Consider the following 16,042-nt stretch of genomic DNA (forward strand, 5'->3'; position numbering starts at 1 on the left):
GTGGCGGGTCACAGTGCGGGAGAAGCCATAGTCGCGACGCAACGTGGAGCGCACCTTCGACGCCAGCGGGTCATTGAACGTACGGTTCAAGTCACACACCTGAATCAACGTCGGATCAATCTGCCCGCCCGCGCCGCCGGTGGTGATGATCTGGATCTTGCGCCGCTTGCACCAGGCAATCAGTGCGGCCTTGGCGTTCACACTGTCGATGCAGTCGATCACGCAATCGATATTGGGCGTGATGTACTCGGCCATCGTCTCGCGAGTCACGAAGTCCGCCACCGCGTGCACGGTGCAATCCGGGTTGATGCCTTTCAGGCGCTCGGCCATGACCTCGACCTTGGCCTTGCCCACGGTGCTGTCCAGCGCATGCAGCTGGCGGTTGCTGTTGCTGACGCATACATCATCGAGGTCAAACAGCGAAATCTCGCCCACGCCACAGCGAGCGATGGCTTCCGCCGCCCACGAACCCACCCCGCCCACGCCGACGATGGCCACATGGGCCGCCTTCAGGCGCTCCAGGCCTTCAATGCCATACAAGCGGGCGACGCCGGCAAACCGTGGATCTTCTGTACTCATGACCATTACCCCAAAAACCGGCGCGCATTATAGGGCTACACAGCGACAAGTTTTAAACTACAAGCTACAAGTAAGAGAACTTACGACGAGTTGCACTGCCCAATGTCCGGTTTTTCCCGGCTTGCTGTACGGTCGGTGAAAGGCCAGTGTAGGATGCGCGCCGTTCGGCGCAGGCCGACACCTCTTTTCGTTCCACACCCTTTGGAACCCGAAATAGCCATGTCATCGCGTAAATTTGGACTCAACCTGGTGGTGGTGCTGGCAATTGCCGCGCTGTTCACCGGCTTCTGGGCGCTGATCAACCGCCCGGTCAATGCCCCTAACTGGCCCGAGCAGATCTCCGGTTTTTCGTACTCGCCGTTCCAGCAAGGCCAGTACCCACAGAAAGACCAGTATCCGACCGACGATCAAATGCGTCAGGACCTTGCGATCATGAGCAAGCTGACGGACAACATCCGTACCTACTCGGTCGACGGCACCCTGGGGGATATCCCCAAGCTGGCGGAAGAATTCGGCCTGCGGGTGACCCTGGGGATCTGGATCAGTCCGGACCTTGAGCGCAACGAGCGCGAGATCCAGCGCGCCATCGAAATCGCCAACAGCTCCCGCAGCGTAGTGCGGGTAGTGGTGGGCAACGAGGCGCTGTTCCGCGAGGAAATCACTCCGGAAGCGCTGATCGTGCTGCTGGATCGGGTACGGGCCGCCGTCAAGGTGCCCGTAACCACCTCCGAGCAATGGCACATCTGGGAACACAACCCGCAACTGGCCAAGCACGTCGACCTGATCGCCGCGCACATCCTGCCGTACTGGGAACATATCCCGGTGGACAAGGCCGGCCAGTTCGTCCTCGATCGCGCACGGGACCTGAAGAAGACCTTCCCGAAAAAGCCGCTGTTGCTGTCGGAGGTTGGCTGGCCGAGCAACGGCCGGATGCGTGGCGGTGCTGACGCCTCCCCCGCCGACCAAGCGATTTACCTGCGCACGCTGGTTAACACGCTGAACCGCCAGGGCTACAACTACTTCGTGATCGAAGCGTTTGACCAGCCATGGAAAGCCAGCGACGAAGGCTCTGTAGGGGCCTATTGGGGCGTGTTCAACGCCGCACGCCAGCAGAAATTCAACTTTGATGGCCCGGTGGTCGCGATTCCGCAATGGCGAGTGCTGGCGATCGGCTCGGTGGTGCTTGCGCTGCTGTCCCTGACCCTGCTGATGATCGACGGCTCGGCCCTGCGCCAGCGCGGCCGTACGTTCCTGACCTTTATCGCGTTCCTGTGCGGGTCGGTATTGGTGTGGATCGGTTATGACTACAGCCAGCAATACAGCACCTGGTTCAGCTTGACGGTGGGCTTCCTGCTGGCACTCGGCGCCCTGGGCGTATTTATCGTGTTGCTGACTGAAGCCCATGAGCTGGCCGAAGCAGTCTGGACCCACAAACGCCGGCGTGAATTCCTGCCGGTTGAAGGGGATTCGGACTACCGCCCGAAAGTCTCGATCCACGTGCCGTGCTACAACGAGCCGCCGGAGATGGTCAAACAGACCCTCGACGCCCTGGCCGCCCTCGATTATCCGGACTACGAAGTCCTGATCATCGACAACAACACCAAGGACCCGGCCGTGTGGGAGCCGGTGCGCGACTACTGCGAAACCCTCGGCCCGCGCTTCAAGTTCTTCCACGTCTCGCCCCTGGCCGGTTTCAAGGGCGGCGCACTGAACTACCTGATCCCGCACACCGCCAAGGATGCCGAAGTGATCGCGGTGATCGACTCCGATTACTGCGTGTCGCCAAACTGGCTCAAGCACATGGTGCCGCACTTCGCCGACCCGAAAATCGCCGTGGTGCAGTCGCCACAGGATTATCGCGACCAGAACGAAAGCACCTTCAAGAAGCTCTGCTACGCGGAATACAAAGGCTTCTTCCATATCGGCATGGTCACCCGCAACGACCGTGACGCGATCATCCAGCACGGCACCATGACCATGACCCGTCGCTCGGTGCTGGAAGAGCTGGGCTGGGCCGACTGGTGCATCTGTGAGGATGCCGAGCTGGGCCTGCGGGTCTTCGAGAAGGGCCTGTCGGCGGCGTACTACCACGACAGCTACGGCAAGGGCCTGATGCCCGATACCTTTATCGACTTCAAGAAACAGCGTTTCCGCTGGGCCTACGGCGCGATCCAGATCATCAAGCGCCACACTGCGAGCCTCTTGCGCGGCAAGGACACCGAGCTGACCCGTGGCCAGCGCTACCACTTCCTCGCGGGGTGGTTGCCGTGGGTGGCCGACGGCATGAACATCTTCTTCACCGTGGGCGCCTTGTTGTGGTCGGCGGCGATGATTATCGTGCCGACGCGGGTTGACCCGCCGCTGCTGATTTTCGCGATCCCGCCACTGGCGTTGTTCGTGTTCAAGGTCGGCAAGATCATCTTCCTCTACCGTCGTGCGGTGGGTGTGAACCTGAAAGATGCGTTCTGCGCGGCACTGGCCGGGCTGGCGTTGTCGCACACCATCGCCAAGGCGGTGCTGTACGGGTTCTTCACCACCAGCATTCCGTTCTTCCGTACACCGAAGAACGCCGATAACCACGGTTTCTGGGTGGCGATCTCCGAAGCCCGGGAAGAGATGTTCATCATGCTGCTGTTGTGGGGTGCGGCACTGGGGATTTACCTGGTGCAGGGCCTGCCGAGCAATGACATGCGCTTCTGGGTGGTGATGTTGCTGGTGCAGTCGCTGCCGTATGTGGCGGCGCTGATCATGGCGTTCCTGTCGTCGCTGCCGAAACCGGCACCGAAGCAAGAGCCTGTGGCCGCTGCTTAAAATCCTGCGCAATGCACTAAACGGCGGCCTCTGGCCGCCGTTTTGCTATAAGATAACGGCCATTTTGTGAGACTTGGCCCAGGCCATTGCTTTGTGTGGGAGCGGGCTTGCTCGCGAATGCGCCGGGTCAGTTCATACATTGTTGACTGACACTCCGTATTCGCGAGCAAGCCCGCTCCCACACAAGCCCCCTCCCACATAAGCCTTGCGCCCTGACATGCTTCTGGAGTTTTTACATGACGGCCCACGCCGACCTTTCGCCGACCCTCCAACTCGCTATCGACCTGATCCGCCGCCCGTCGGTGACGCCGGTCGACGCCGATTGCCAGAAGCTGATGATGCAGCGCCTGGGCGACGCCGGTTTTGCGCTTGAGCCGATGCGCATCGAGGATGTGGATAACTTCTGGGCCACCCACGGCAAACACGAAGGCCCGGTATTGTGCTTCGCCGGCCACACCGACGTGGTGCCGACCGGCCCGGTCAAGGCCTGGCAGAACGACCCGTTCGACGCGCTGATCGATGAAAACGGCATGCTCTGCGGCCGTGGCGCAGCCGACATGAAAGGCAGCCTGGCGGCGATGCTGGTCGCTTCCGAGCGCTTCGTGACGGACTACCCGGACCACAAGGGTTCGGTGGCTTTCCTGATCACCAGTGACGAAGAAGGCCCGGCGCACCACGGCACCAAGGCCGTGATCGAACGCCTGGCAGCCCGCAAGGAGCGCCTGGACTGGTGCATCGTCGGCGAACCGTCGAGCACCACCCTGGTGGGCGACGTGGTCAAGAACGGCCGTCGCGGCTCCCTCGGCGCCACCCTGACCGTGCGCGGCGTGCAAGGCCATGTGGCCTACCCGCACCTGGCGAAGAACCCGATCCACCTGGCGGCTCCGGCCCTGGCCGAACTGGCCGCCGAGCACTGGGACGATGGCAACACCTTCTTCCCGCCTACCAGCTTCCAGATTTCCAACCTCAACTCCGGCACCGGCGCCACCAACGTGATCCCGGGCGACCTGACGGCGGTGTTCAACTTCCGCTTCTCCACCGAGTCCACCGTCGAAGGCCTGCAGCAGCGGGTCGCGGCGATTCTCGACAAGCATGGCCTGGACTGGCATGTGGAGTGGGCGCTGTCGGGCCTGCCGTTCCTCACCGAACCGGGCGCGTTGCTCGATGCGGTCTCCGCCAGCATCAAGGCCGTCACCGGTCGCGAGACCCAGGCGTCCACCAGCGGCGGCACCTCCGATGGGCGCTTCATCGCGACCCTCGGCACTCAGGTGGTGGAGCTGGGCCCGGTCAACGCGACGATCCATCAGGTCAACGAGCGCATCCTCGCCAGCGACCTCGATGTGCTGACCGAAATCTACTACCAGACCCTGATCAAGTTGCTCGCCTGATGCTCGCTTGCCCCATTTGCAGCGCACCACTACATGAAGTGGACAACGGCGTAGCCTGCCCGGCCGGGCACCGTTTCGACCGGGCGCGCCAGGGTTACCTGAACCTGTTGCCGGTGCAGCACAAGAACAGCCGTGACCCGGGCGACAACCTGGCGATGGTGGAAGCGCGCCGCGACTTCCTCAACGCCGGGCATTACGCCCCGGTGGCCAGGCGCCTGGCCGAACTGGCCGCTGAACGCAAACCCCAGCGCTGGCTGGATATTGGCTGTGGCGAGGGTTACTACACCGCACAGATCGCCGACGCCCTGCTGCGCGCCGATGGTTATGCCCTGGATATTTCCAGGGAAGCGGTCAAGCGCGCCTGCAAGCGCAACCCCACGGTGACCTGGTTGATCGCCAGCATGGCCCGGGTGCCGTTGGCCGATGCCAGTTGCCAGTTCCTGGCCAGCGTGTTCAGCCCACTGGACTGGCTGGAGGCCAAGCGCCTGCTCAGCCCGGGTGGTGGTTTGATGAAAGTCGGCCCGACCCGCGGCCACCTGATGGAGCTGCGTGAGCGTTTGTACGACGAAGTGCGCGAGTACACCGACGACAAGCACCTGGCGCTGGTGCCGCAGGGCATGAGCCTGCAACACAGCGAAACCCTGGAGTTCAAGCTCAGCCTGGCCGATCCCAAGGATCGCGCCAACCTGCTGGCGATGACGCCCCACGGCTGGCGCGCCAGTGCCGAACGCCGGGCCCGGGTGATCGAAGCCGCCGAACCGCTGCTGGTCACTGTGTCGATGCGCTACGACTATTTCGTGCTTCAATAACCCATTATTTTTGTGGGCCTCGGGGCCCACACCGAATCCGCGAATGGATTTTCAAAATCCCGCAACGAGGAACATCCATGCGCCAACCTGATATCGAGATTTACCTCAAGGACGCCGACGTCGACCACAAGGCCATCGCCGCCTGGTTGGGCGCCGCCCTGGGCCCGTGCACCGACTGGGTCCAGCGCGGCCAGACCTACAAGTGCAAAGCCGGCAGCGTACCGGTCACCTGGCTGCCGAAAGCCGTAGGCAAATGGAACAGCCTGTACCTGGAAAGCGACCAGACCCCGTGGGAAGACGACATCGCCTGCGCCCGCGCAGCCTTTGCCGCGCTGAACGTCGAAGTGCGTTGCGCGCCGGGCAGCTGGGTAGAGGAAGAAGGTGAAGAAAGCGCGGATACCTGGATTCGTATCAGCGCCGACGGTGAAGAGCAGATCACCTGGAAAACAACCTGAGGGATCGTTCCCACGCTCTGCGTGGGAATGCAACCTGTGACGCTCCGCGTCACGATTAAAAGCAGACGCGGAGCGTCCAAAGAAGCATTCCCACGCAGAGCGTGGGAACGATCACGCCAAGGTTACAGGCCCACCACATCCTCAGCCTGCAAGCCCTTCTCGCCCGTCACTACGGCGTATTCCACCTGCTGGCCTTCGGCCAATGAACGGTGCCCTTCACCGCGAATGGCGCGGTAGTGCACAAACACATCCTTGCCATCTTCCCGCTGGATAAAGCCATAGCCCTTGGCGTCGTTGAACCACTTCACATTGCCGGTTTCGCGCGTTGCCATCTGTTTTGCTCCCACATGCTTTTTATAAGTACGTTTATTGTTGAGTCGTCGCAGTTGAACTGCCGAGTATAAGACAGGCTCAAAAAGCTTCAACTCAAGATTACTTCGCCGCTTTTTTGCCGATTTTCGGCTAATACTGCACACTAGCGCCCCGAGCACCTGCCCGGTTTATTTCCCCACTCAAAGCAGAAGCCGTATGACCCGTTCTCCCTTTCGCCGTCTGGTATTTGGCACCTTGCGCCGGCTGTTGTACCTCTGGGTTCGCTCAGAGACGATCAACCAGTCGTCCCTTACCTTGAACCTCGACCGCAGCCGTCCGGTGTTTTACGTCCTGCAATCTCCATCCCTCACCGAATTGGCGGTGGTTGATACCGAATGTACCAAGGCCGGCCTGCCGCGCCCGGTGCTGCCGGTGTCGGTCGGCCCGCTGATGGAGCCGGCAGCCTTCTTCTACCTGACGCCCGACCCCGACTGGCTGGGGCGCCAGGACAAGCGTGGGGCCCCACCCACCCTGACCCGCCTGGTGGATGTGCTCACCGAACACGCCGAAGAGAATGCACAGATCATTCCAGTCAGCGTGTTCTGGGGCCAGTCGCCCGACAGCGAGTCCAGCCCCTGGAAACTGCTGTTCGCCGACAGCTGGGCCGTCACCGGCCGCCTGCGCCGGCTGCTGAGCATCCTGATCCTGGGCCGCAAGACCCGGGTGCAATTCTCCGCGCCCATCAACCTGCGTGAGTTGATCGAGCACAATAAAGGCCACGAACGCACCGTGCGCATGGCCCAACGCATCCTGCGGGTGCACTTTCGCAACCTGAAAACCGCAGTGATCGGCCCCGACCTGTCCCACCGGCGCAACCTGGTGAAGGGCCTGGTGAACATGCCACTGGTACGCCAGGCGATCCTCGACGAGGCCGAACGCGAGAAAATCACCCCCGAGAAAGCCAAGGCCCAGGCTCTGCGCTATGGCAACGAGATCGCCTCGGACTACACCTACACCGCCATCCGTTTCCTCGAAGTGGTGCTGAGCTGGTTCTGGAACAAGATCTACGACGGCATCAAGGTCAACAACATCGAAGGTGTGCAAAAGGTCGCCCAGGGCTACGAGGTGATCTATGTACCGTGCCATCGCAGCCATATCGACTACCTGCTGCTCTCCTATCTCCTGTTCAAGAATGGCTTGACCCCGCCGCACATCGCCGCCGGGATCAACCTGAACATGCCGGTGATCGGCAGCCTGTTGCGCCGTGGCGGGGCGTTTTTCATGCGCCGTACTTTCAAGGGCAACCCGCTGTACACCTCGGTGTTCAACGAATACCTGCACACCTTGTTCACCAAGGGTTTCCCGGTGGAATACTTCGTCGAAGGCGGACGCTCGCGCACCGGGCGCATGCTGCAACCGAAGACCGGGATGCTGGCGATCACCCTGCGCAGCTTCCTGCGTTCCTCGCGCATGCCCATCGTGTTCGTGCCGGTGTACATCGGCTATGAGCGGGTGCTGGAAGGCCGCACTTACCTGGGCGAACTGCGCGGTGCGAGCAAGAAGAAAGAGTCGATTTTCGATATTTTCAAAGTGGTCGGCGCCCTCAAGCAGCGCTTTGGCCAGGTCGCCGTGAACTTCGGCGAACCGATCAAGCTGGCTGAATTCCTCGACAGCGAGCAGCCCGACTGGCGCTCCCAGGAGCTGGGCCCGAACTACAAGCCGGCGTGGCTCAACGAAACCACCAACCGCCTCGGCGAACGGGTGGCGCAACACTTGAACGAAGCGGCGGCGATCAATCCGGTGAACCTGGTGGCCCTCGCGCTGCTGTCCACCACCCGCCTGGCCCTGGACGAACAGGCGATGGCGCGCCAGCTGGATCTGTACCTGGCACTGCTGCGCAAGGTGCCCTACTCGCCCCACACCACCCTGCCGGAAGGCGACGGCCTGGCGCTGATCAAGCACGTCAAGGACATGGACCTGCTGTCGGAACAGAGCGATGCACTGGGCAAGATCCTCTACCTGGACGAGCAGAACGCCGTCCTGATGACCTACTACCGCAACAACGTGCTACACATCTTCGCCCTGCCGGCGCTGCTGGCAAGTTTCTTCCAGAGCAGCTCGCGGATGAGCCGCGAACAGATCCTGCGCTATACCCGTGCGCTCTACCCGTACCTGCAATCGGAGCTGTTTATCCGCTGGTCCCTGGACGAGCTGGATGCTGTGGTCGACCAGTGGCTGGACGCCTTCGTCGAACAAGGCCTGCTGCGTTTTGAAAACGACGTGTACCTGCGCCCGGCGCCGAGCTCACGGCAGTTTGTGCTGTTGACCCTGCTGTCCAAGAGCATCGCCCAGACCCTGCAACGCTTCTACATGGCGATCTCGCTGCTGCTCAACAGCGGCCAGAACAGCATCAGCGCCGAAGAGCTGGAAGACCTGTGCACGGTCATGGCCCAGCGCCTGTCGATCCTGCACGGCCTGAATGCCCCGGAGTTCTTCGACAAGAGCCTTTTCCGACATTTTATCCAGACCCTGCTGGAGCAAGATGTGCTGCGTCGCGACGAGGCCGGCAAACTGAGCTATCACCCGCTGCTGGGTGAGCTGGCCGAAGGTGCAGCCAAACGCGTATTGCCCGCGGAGATTCGCCTGTCGATTCGCCAGGTCGCACTGCATCGCAGCGAAGAGGCGCCAGACCAGCCTGTGGTACCCGAAGAAACACACTAGAGTGACCGAGGCGCCAGGGTGTTTCTGGCGCCGTTGACAAGGAGCTGCACCATGAAAAAAATCATCCTCCTGGGCCTGACCGCCCTGCTGGGAGCCTGCCAGACCATGAGCCCCGCGCCCAAAGCCAGCCTCGATGGCGAAGTGTTCTACCTGCAACGCATCGCCCTGCCGCCCGCCGCCACCTTGAGTGTGACCCTGCAGGATGTGTCCTTGATGGATGCCCCGGCCGTGACCCTGGCCGAGCAGAAAGGCCCGGTGAAAGGCCAGGTGCCGCTGCCCTTTCACCTGAGCTACGACCCGACCCAGGTCAAGCCTGGCCACAGTTACTCGGTAAGCGCTCGCATCGAACTGGAGGGCAAGCTACTGTTTATCACCACCGAACGGCACTCCGTGCAGTTGAACGGCCAGGACCCACAACCGCTGCGCCTGCGCGTGGATGCGGTTGCACACTGATTAAAATATCGAACATAAGGAAGCGCCCATGCTCCGTAACTCCCTTCGCCTCACTGCCCTGTGCGCCGGCTTGCTGCTCGGTGCCAACGCCATGGCCTTGTCCCTCGGCAGCCTGTCCCAGGGCGACGCCACCGGCGGCCTCAAGGATGCACTGACCCAAGGCGCACAGATTGCCGTGAAACAACTGGGTGTGCCCGGTGGTTTCAGCAACAACCCCGAAGTGAAGATCGGCCTGCCGGGCAAGTTGGGCAAAGTCGCTGACAAGTTGAAAATGTTCGGCATGGGTGACCAGGTCACGCAACTTGAAACCAGCATGAACAAGGCGGCCGAGTCTGCTGTCACCCAGGCCCAGCCGATCCTGGTAAACGCGGTGAAAAACATGAGCGTGACCGATGCCAAGGGCATCCTCACCGGCGGCCAGGACTCGGCCACCCAGTACCTGAACAAAAGCAGCCGTGACGAGATCCGGGCCAAGTTCCTGCCGATCGTCAAGGCCGCTACCGACAAGGTCGGCGTGGCCCAGCAGTACAACGCGCTCGCCGGCAAGGCCGCCACCTTTGGCGCCATTGATGCCAAGAGCGCCAATGTCGAAAGCTACGTGACCGAACAGGCGCTGGACGGGCTGTTCAAGATGATCGCCCAGCAGGAAGAAACCATTCGCAAGAACCCGGCGGCGGCTGCCACCAGCTTGGCCAAGAAGGTGTTCGGCGCGCTGTAGACCATACCCGGCAACTAAAAACGCCCTGAACTATTCAGGGCGTTTTTTTTAATAGCGGCACTTGCAAGGCAAATCACTACCCACGGCATTGCTGTTGCTGCTGTTGGTGGTGTTGTTTTCGGTTTTGATATTAATGTTGATCTCGGGCTGGCCATTGCCATTGGACCGACCGAAATTCGGCCCTATTCCAAATACAGCCCCCAACAGGTGCAGTGGTGAAACCAGTACTGGAAAAATCATACACACTCCTCGATATCTATGGTCAAAAGCCCCCTCTGAGTGGCAAGGCAGCCCGAGTGGTTCCCGGGCTGCCTCGAGTCAGCGGCTATCGATGGATCGGAAAGAGTGCCGATGACCTCTGGTAGGGTTGGTGGGCCTCATGCACCGGCGCCTGGTGATACGGCTTGGGCCGCGCAGGCAGGACAGGCCCCGTTGGTCGGGAGTGATGGCCGTGGTTGAAACCGGGCCGTCCATGGCCGGGCTTGTGCGGTCGCGCCGTATCAGCTTCTTTATTGGAACCAGGCAACAGATTGCCCAGCAGTGACCCCAGGAAAGCACCTTTGAAAGCTGCCAGGGCAGACAAAATAAACATATGACACTCCATGAACTCATTGTTGTTCATCGGGACCGCAGGCTTGCGGCCCCGACAACGACGTCTGTCAATCAGACAATTCTGAGTGGAGCACCACGGGCAAACGTTCCGTCGCCCAGGGTCGCAGTTTGCGTCTATGTGTGAATGACCAGAGGCATTTCCTTACAGGACACCCCTGCCACTCGCAGCCTTACACCGCCTCCTTGCGCACCCGAAACCACGCCGCATAAAGCGCGGGCAGGAACAACAGGGTCAATGCCGTCGCAACAATCAAGCCGCCCATGATCGCCACGGCCATCGGCCCGAAGAACACGCTGCGGGACAGCGGGATCATCGCCAGTACGGCCGCCAGCGCCGTCAGCACAATCGGCCGGAAGCGCCGCACGGTCGCCTCGATAATCGCCTGCCAGGGAGCCAGGCCGGCCTTGATGTCCTGCTCGATCTGGTCCACCAGGATCACCGAGTTACGCATGATCATCCCCGACAGCGCGATGGTCCCCAGCATCGCCACGAACCCAAAGGGCTGGCGGAATACCAGCAGGAACAGTGTCACCCCGATCAGGCCCAAGGGCGCCGTGAGAAACACCATCGCGGTGCGGGAGAAGCTGCGCAATTGCAGCATCAGCAAGGTCAGCACCACCACGATAAACAGCGGCACACCGGCCTTGACCGAGTTCTGCCCACGGGCGGAATCCTCGACCGTGCCGCCAACTTCCAGCAGGTAGCCGTCCGGCAGTTCAGCACGCACGCCTTCGAGGGTCGGCAGGATCTGCTGCACCAGGGTGGCCGGTTGTTCCTTGCCGTAGATATCGGCGCGAACGGTCACGGTCGGCAGGCGATTACGGTGCCAGATGATGCCTTCCTCAAAGCCGTATTCCAGGGTCGCGATCTGCGACAGCGCCACGCTCTTGCCGTTGTCGGTCGGCACCGCCAGGCTTGGCAGCAGCGACAGCTCGGTGCGCTCATGCACCGTGCCGCGCAGCAGGATTTCGATCAACTCGTTGTCCTCGCGGTACTGGCTGACGCTGGAGCCCGTGAGGGAACTCTGGAGGAATTTCGACAGGTTGGCGGTGCTCACGCCGAGGGCACGGGCGCGGTCCTGGTCAACGTTGAGGTAGACGATCTTGCTCGGTTCTTCCCAGTCCAGGTGCACGTTGACCACGTGGGTATTTTCGCGAACCTTGGCCGCCACTTTCCGCGCCAGGGCCCGGACTTCTTCGATGTGCTCGCCCGTTACCCGGAACTGCACGGGGTAGCCAACCGGCGGGCCGTTTTCAAGCCGCGTAACCCGCGAACGCAGGTCCGGGAATTGTTCGTTGAGGGTTTCGATCAGCCAGGTGCGCAAGCTTTCGCGCTCCTCGATGGTCTTGGCCAACACCACAAACTGGGCAAAGCTGGCGGCCGGCAGTTGCTGGTCCAGCGGCAGGTAGAAACGTGGCGAACCGGTACCGACATAGGCCACATAATTTTCAATACCTGCATGTTCCTTGAGCAAGGCTTCAAGGCGTTTGACCTGGTCAGCCGTATTGCTCAGGGACGCGCCTTCAGCCAGTTTCAGGTCGACCATCAGTTCCAGTCGCCCGGAAGCCGGGAAGAACTGCTGGGGCACAAAGCGGAACACCGCCACCGAGCCGATAAACAGCAGCAAGGTCAGGACGATCACCGTCTTGCGCCGACGCACGCACCATTCCACCAGGCGTCTTACGCGCTGATAGAAGGGTGTGCCGTAGGGATCCGGCCCATCGGTGCCATGCTTGGCCGCATGAATCTTCGCCAGGTCCGGCAGGAGTTTTTCCCCCAGGTACGGCACGAACATCACGGCGGCGACCCACGAGGCCAGCAGCGCAATGGTCACCACCTGGAAGATCGAGCGGGTGTATTCACCGGTGCTCGATTGCGCCGTGGCAATCGGCAGGAAACCCGCGGCCGTGATCAGGGTGCCGGTGAGCATCGGGAAGGCTGTGCTGGTCCAGGCGAAACTGGCGGCCTTGAGCCGGTCGTACCCTTGCTCCATTTTGATCGCCATCATTTCCACGGCGATGATCGCATCGTCCACCAGCAAGCCCAGCGCCAGCACCAGCGCGCCGAGGGAGATTTTGTGCAGGCCGATGCCGAGGTAATACATGGTGGCAAACGTCATGGCCAACACCAGCGGAATCGCCAGGGCGACCACCATGCCGGTGCGCACGCCCAGAGAGAAAAAGCTCACCAGCAGCACAATCGCCAGGGCCTCGGCGAGCACCTGGACGAATTCGCCGACACTGGTTTTTACCGCTGCCGGCTGGTCCGACACCTTGCGCAGTTCCATACCGGCAGGAAGGTTCTTCTGCAGGCGTGCGAATTCGCCTTCCAGGGCCCTGCCCAGCACCAGGATGTCGCCACCATCACGCATGGCCACGGCCAGCCCGATGGCGTCGGCGCCCATGTAGCGCATGCGCGGTGCCGGTGGATCGTTGAAGCCACGATGAATCTCGGCCACGTCACCGATACGGAACGTACGATCACCGACGCGGATCGGGAAGTCGCGAATCTCCTTAACGGTCTTGAAGTTGCCGGACACCCTTAACTGCACGCGCTCGCTCGGGGTTTCAAAGAAGCCGGCGGTGGACACCGCGTTCTGTTCCTGCAACGCCTGCTGCACGGCCGCCAGCGGCAGGCCGAGGGTGGCGAGCTTGAGGTTGGACAGCTCGATCCAGATCTTCTCGTCCTGCAAGCCCAGCAGTTCGACCTTGCCGACATCCGGCACCCGTTGCAGCTGAATCTGGATGCGGTCGGCGTAGTCCTTGAGCACGGCGTAGTCAAAGCCATCGCCGGTCAGGGCGTAGATATTGCCGAAGGTGGTGCCGAATTCATCGTTGAAAAACGGGCCCTGGATATCCGGTGGCAGGGTCTGGCGAATATCGCTGATTTTCTTGCGCACCTGGTACCAGAGGTCCGGGATCTCTGCGGAGTGCATCGAGTCCCGGGCCATGAAGGTGACCTGGGATTCACCGGGCCGCGAGAAGGAGACGATGCGCTCGTAGTCGCCGGTCTCCATCAATTTCTTTTCAATACGCTCGGTGACCTGGCGCGACACTTCCTGGGCCGTGGCGCCTGGCCAGTTGGTCTTGATCACCATGGCCTTGAAGGTAAACGGCGGGTCTTCGCTTTGTCCCAGCTTGGTGTAGGACAAGGTGCCGACCACTGCCAGCAGGATCATCAGGAACAGTACGATCTGGCGATTACGCAACGCCCATTCGGAAAGATTGAAACCCATCGGGGACTACTCCTTGGCCGCCAGACTTACCACTCGATTGGCGCGATCCACCGGGCGCACTTGCTGGCCCTCATGGAGTACATGCACACCGGCGGCGATCACCCAATCAGTGGGGTTCAAGCCTTCCAGCACCGGCACGGTTTTCTCGCCAAAGGCGCCGATCCGCACCGGTGTGCGCTTGAGGGTATTGTCGGGCTGCACCACCCAGACGTAGGACGCGCCGTTCTCCGCACTCAGGGCAGACAGCGGCACCGCCAGGGGAATCACCCCGTCAGCCTGGATGAAGACGCGAGCGCTCTGCCCCAGTTCCGCAGGCACTTTGCCGCCGGTAAACGCGACGCGGGCGGCGAAGGTTCGCGACTTTGGATCGGCAGCCGGCGACAGTTCGCGGATGCGGCCGTTGAAGCGTTGGTCGGGCTGGCTCCACAGTTCCACGGACACCGGCTGGCCAATCTTGAAACGCCCGAAGCTTTGCTCCGGCAGGCTGATCAACACCTCCCGCTCGCCATCGGTGGCCAGGGTGAATACGGTCTGGCCGGCCGACACCACCTGGCCGACTTCCACTGCACGCTTGGCGACCACGCCATCCTGGGGTGCGCGCAACACGGCGTAACCGGCCTGGTTATTGGCCACGTCGAATTCGGCCTTGATCTGCTTGAGGCGTGCTTCACCGGAGCGGTAGAGGTTTTCGGAGTTGTCGTACTGGGAGCGGCTGACCATCTGACGGTCCATCAGGGTCTTGTAGCGGTCACGCTCGGCGCGCACCAGGCTCAAGTTGGCGTCGGCAGCGGCGACCTGGGCGCGGGTGGCTTCCAGTTGCAGGCGTACGTCCTGAGGGTCGAGTTCGGCCAGGGGCTGGTTGGCCTTGACGCGCTCGCCCTCCTCCACCAGTCGTCGGCTGACTTTGCCGCCAATGCGAAAGGCCAGGTCGGGTTCATAGCGTGCACGCACCTCGCCCGGGTAGCTGTCGGAAGCCTGCGCCGAAGGCTCTGGCTGAACCACCATGGCCGGGCGGACGGTGGTTTGCGCCGCTTCTTCATGGCCACAGGCAGCCAACAGGAATAACAAGCTGGCAGGCAACGCGAGTGGCAGGAAATAGCTGCGCATGCTGAAGGACCTTTCGCTAATGGTGCTAGGAATAATTATACTGGCCAGTATGTTATTAATACCAAACTCACCAGTCCAGTAATAAAGTGAAAATGTCCGACAATCCTGTAAACACCAATAGCCCCGGGCGTCCCAAGGACATGGCAAAACGCCAGGCGATTCTTGATGCGGCGAAGATCCTGTTTTTGAGTAATGGGTATGCCAGTACCAGCATGGATGCCGTGGCAGTGGAGGCCGGGGTGTCGAAGCTGACGGTGTACAGCCATTTCACCGACAAGGAGACGCTGTTCTCGGCAGCGGTGGTTGCCAAGTGCGAAGAGCAGTTACCGGTGATGTATTTCGAGCTGCCCGAGGGTGTGCCGGTGGAGAAGGTGCTGCTCAATATCGCCCGCGGGTTTCATGTGCTGATCAATAGCGAGGAGTCGGTGAACCTGCATCGGTTGATGATGACTTCCGGGAGTCAGGATCCGAAGTTGTCGCAGATCTTTTTCGAGGCTGGGCCGATGCGTATGTTGCAGGGGATGGAGCGGCTGCTCGGTAAGATCGACCAGAGTGGCGCATTGCGTATTGCCAAGCCGTTCACCGCGGCGGAGCATTTTTTTTGCTTGCTCAAGGGGACGGCGAATTTTTGTTTGTTGTATGGGTGTGGGGGGCAACTGAGCGCTGAGGCGGCCGAGGAGCATGTGCAGGAGGTTGTGGGGCTGTTTATGCGGGCTTATCGGGCTTTTTGAACTGAGTACATATCCGTTATTTAGGTAACGGCCACTTAGGGTTCCGCTCTTACAGCGGCTCACTTTTGAACAGCGCAAAAGTAAGCAAAACGCTCTTGCCCCACCACTCG

13 protein-coding genes are annotated in these 16,042 nt (G+C 61.3%); 8 read left to right on the forward strand and 5 right to left on the reverse strand.

Translation table 11 applies throughout. From position 1 onward, the window contains the following. The coding region (locus A462_RS31330; RefSeq protein ID WP_008430487.1) for a tRNA threonylcarbamoyladenosine dehydratase at positions 1-585 on the reverse strand (585 nt) is incomplete at its 3' end. Between the two features lie 213 nt (positions 586-798). Between A462_RS31330 and A462_RS31325 the strand changes: the two genes are divergently transcribed. From A462_RS31325 to A462_RS31310, 4 genes are all read left to right on the forward strand, one after another. Then, positions 799-3,390: a glycosyltransferase gene (locus A462_RS31325; RefSeq protein ID WP_003219347.1), complete on the forward strand. Its 2,592-nt coding sequence runs from the start codon at positions 799-801 to the stop codon at positions 3,388-3,390. Between the two features lie 236 nt (positions 3,391-3,626). After that, entirely contained in the window at positions 3,627-4,778 is a 1,152-nt protein-coding gene (gene dapE, locus A462_RS31320; protein ID WP_008430488.1) for a succinyl-diaminopimelate desuccinylase, read from the forward strand. Further along, a complete protein-coding gene (locus A462_RS31315) occupies positions 4,778-5,587 on the forward strand; it encodes a putative RNA methyltransferase (RefSeq protein WP_008430489.1) in 810 nt (269 codons plus the stop codon). Before dapE ends, A462_RS31315 begins: the two co-directional genes overlap by 1 nt. Before the next feature lie 77 nt (positions 5,588-5,664). Then, the gene (locus A462_RS31310) at positions 5,665-6,042 is read left to right on the forward strand and encodes a hypothetical protein (protein WP_008430491.1); all 378 of its coding nucleotides are present in this window, start codon (positions 5,665-5,667) and stop codon (positions 6,040-6,042) included. A gap of 122 nt (positions 6,043-6,164) precedes the next feature. Here A462_RS31310 and A462_RS31305 read toward each other — a convergent pair whose 3' ends face one another. After that, a complete protein-coding gene (locus A462_RS31305; protein WP_003219353.1) occupies positions 6,165-6,374 on the reverse strand; it encodes a cold-shock protein in 210 nt (69 codons plus the stop codon). A gap of 196 nt (positions 6,375-6,570) precedes the next feature. On the opposite strand from A462_RS31305, the gene plsB reads away from it, so the two are divergent. From plsB to A462_RS31290, 3 genes are read left to right on the forward strand one after another with little or no spacing between them, the layout of a single operon-like run. After that, positions 6,571-9,075, forward strand: a complete 2,505-nt coding sequence (gene plsB / locus A462_RS31300) for a glycerol-3-phosphate 1-O-acyltransferase PlsB (protein ID WP_008430494.1) — start codon at positions 6,571-6,573, stop codon at positions 9,073-9,075. Between the two features lie 51 nt (positions 9,076-9,126). Then, a complete protein-coding gene (locus tag A462_RS31295; RefSeq protein WP_003219355.1) occupies positions 9,127-9,528 on the forward strand; it encodes a YbaY family lipoprotein in 402 nt (133 codons plus the stop codon). Positions 9,529-9,556: 28 nt separating this feature from the next. Then, positions 9,557-10,246, forward strand: a complete 690-nt coding sequence (locus A462_RS31290) for a DUF4197 domain-containing protein (RefSeq protein WP_003219356.1) — start codon at positions 9,557-9,559, stop codon at positions 10,244-10,246. 48 nt (positions 10,247-10,294) lie between these two features. On the opposite strand, the gene A462_RS31285 is transcribed toward A462_RS31290, so the two are convergent. The 3 genes from A462_RS31285 to A462_RS31275 all read right to left on the reverse strand — a co-directional run bounded on the left by A462_RS31285 (position 10,295) and on the right by A462_RS31275 (position 15,201). Further along, positions 10,295-10,486, reverse strand: coding sequence for a hypothetical protein (locus A462_RS31285; RefSeq protein WP_008430499.1), 192 nt, complete (start codon positions 10,484-10,486; stop codon positions 10,295-10,297). Positions 10,487-11,028: 542 nt separating this feature from the next. After that, positions 11,029-14,094 carry an efflux RND transporter permease subunit gene (locus tag A462_RS31280; protein WP_008430501.1) on the reverse strand — a complete coding sequence of 1,022 codons (3,066 nt, stop codon included), beginning with the start codon at positions 14,092-14,094 and terminating at the stop codon, positions 11,029-11,031. A 6-nt stretch (positions 14,095-14,100) separates the two neighbouring features. Then, entirely contained in the window at positions 14,101-15,201 is a 1,101-nt protein-coding gene (locus A462_RS31275) for an efflux RND transporter periplasmic adaptor subunit (protein WP_003219359.1), read from the reverse strand. A gap of 92 nt (positions 15,202-15,293) precedes the next feature. Between A462_RS31275 and A462_RS31270 the strand changes: the two genes are divergently transcribed. Further along, on the forward strand, positions 15,294-15,932 hold the full coding sequence (locus A462_RS31270; RefSeq protein WP_008430503.1) for a TetR/AcrR family transcriptional regulator: 639 nt from the start codon (positions 15,294-15,296) through the stop codon (positions 15,930-15,932). The last annotated feature ends 110 nt before the right edge of the window (positions 15,933-16,042 follow it).

The sequence above is a fragment of the Pseudomonas sp. Ag1 genome (assembly GCF_000278565.1).
Taxonomy (GTDB): domain Bacteria; phylum Pseudomonadota; class Gammaproteobacteria; order Pseudomonadales; family Pseudomonadaceae; genus Aquipseudomonas.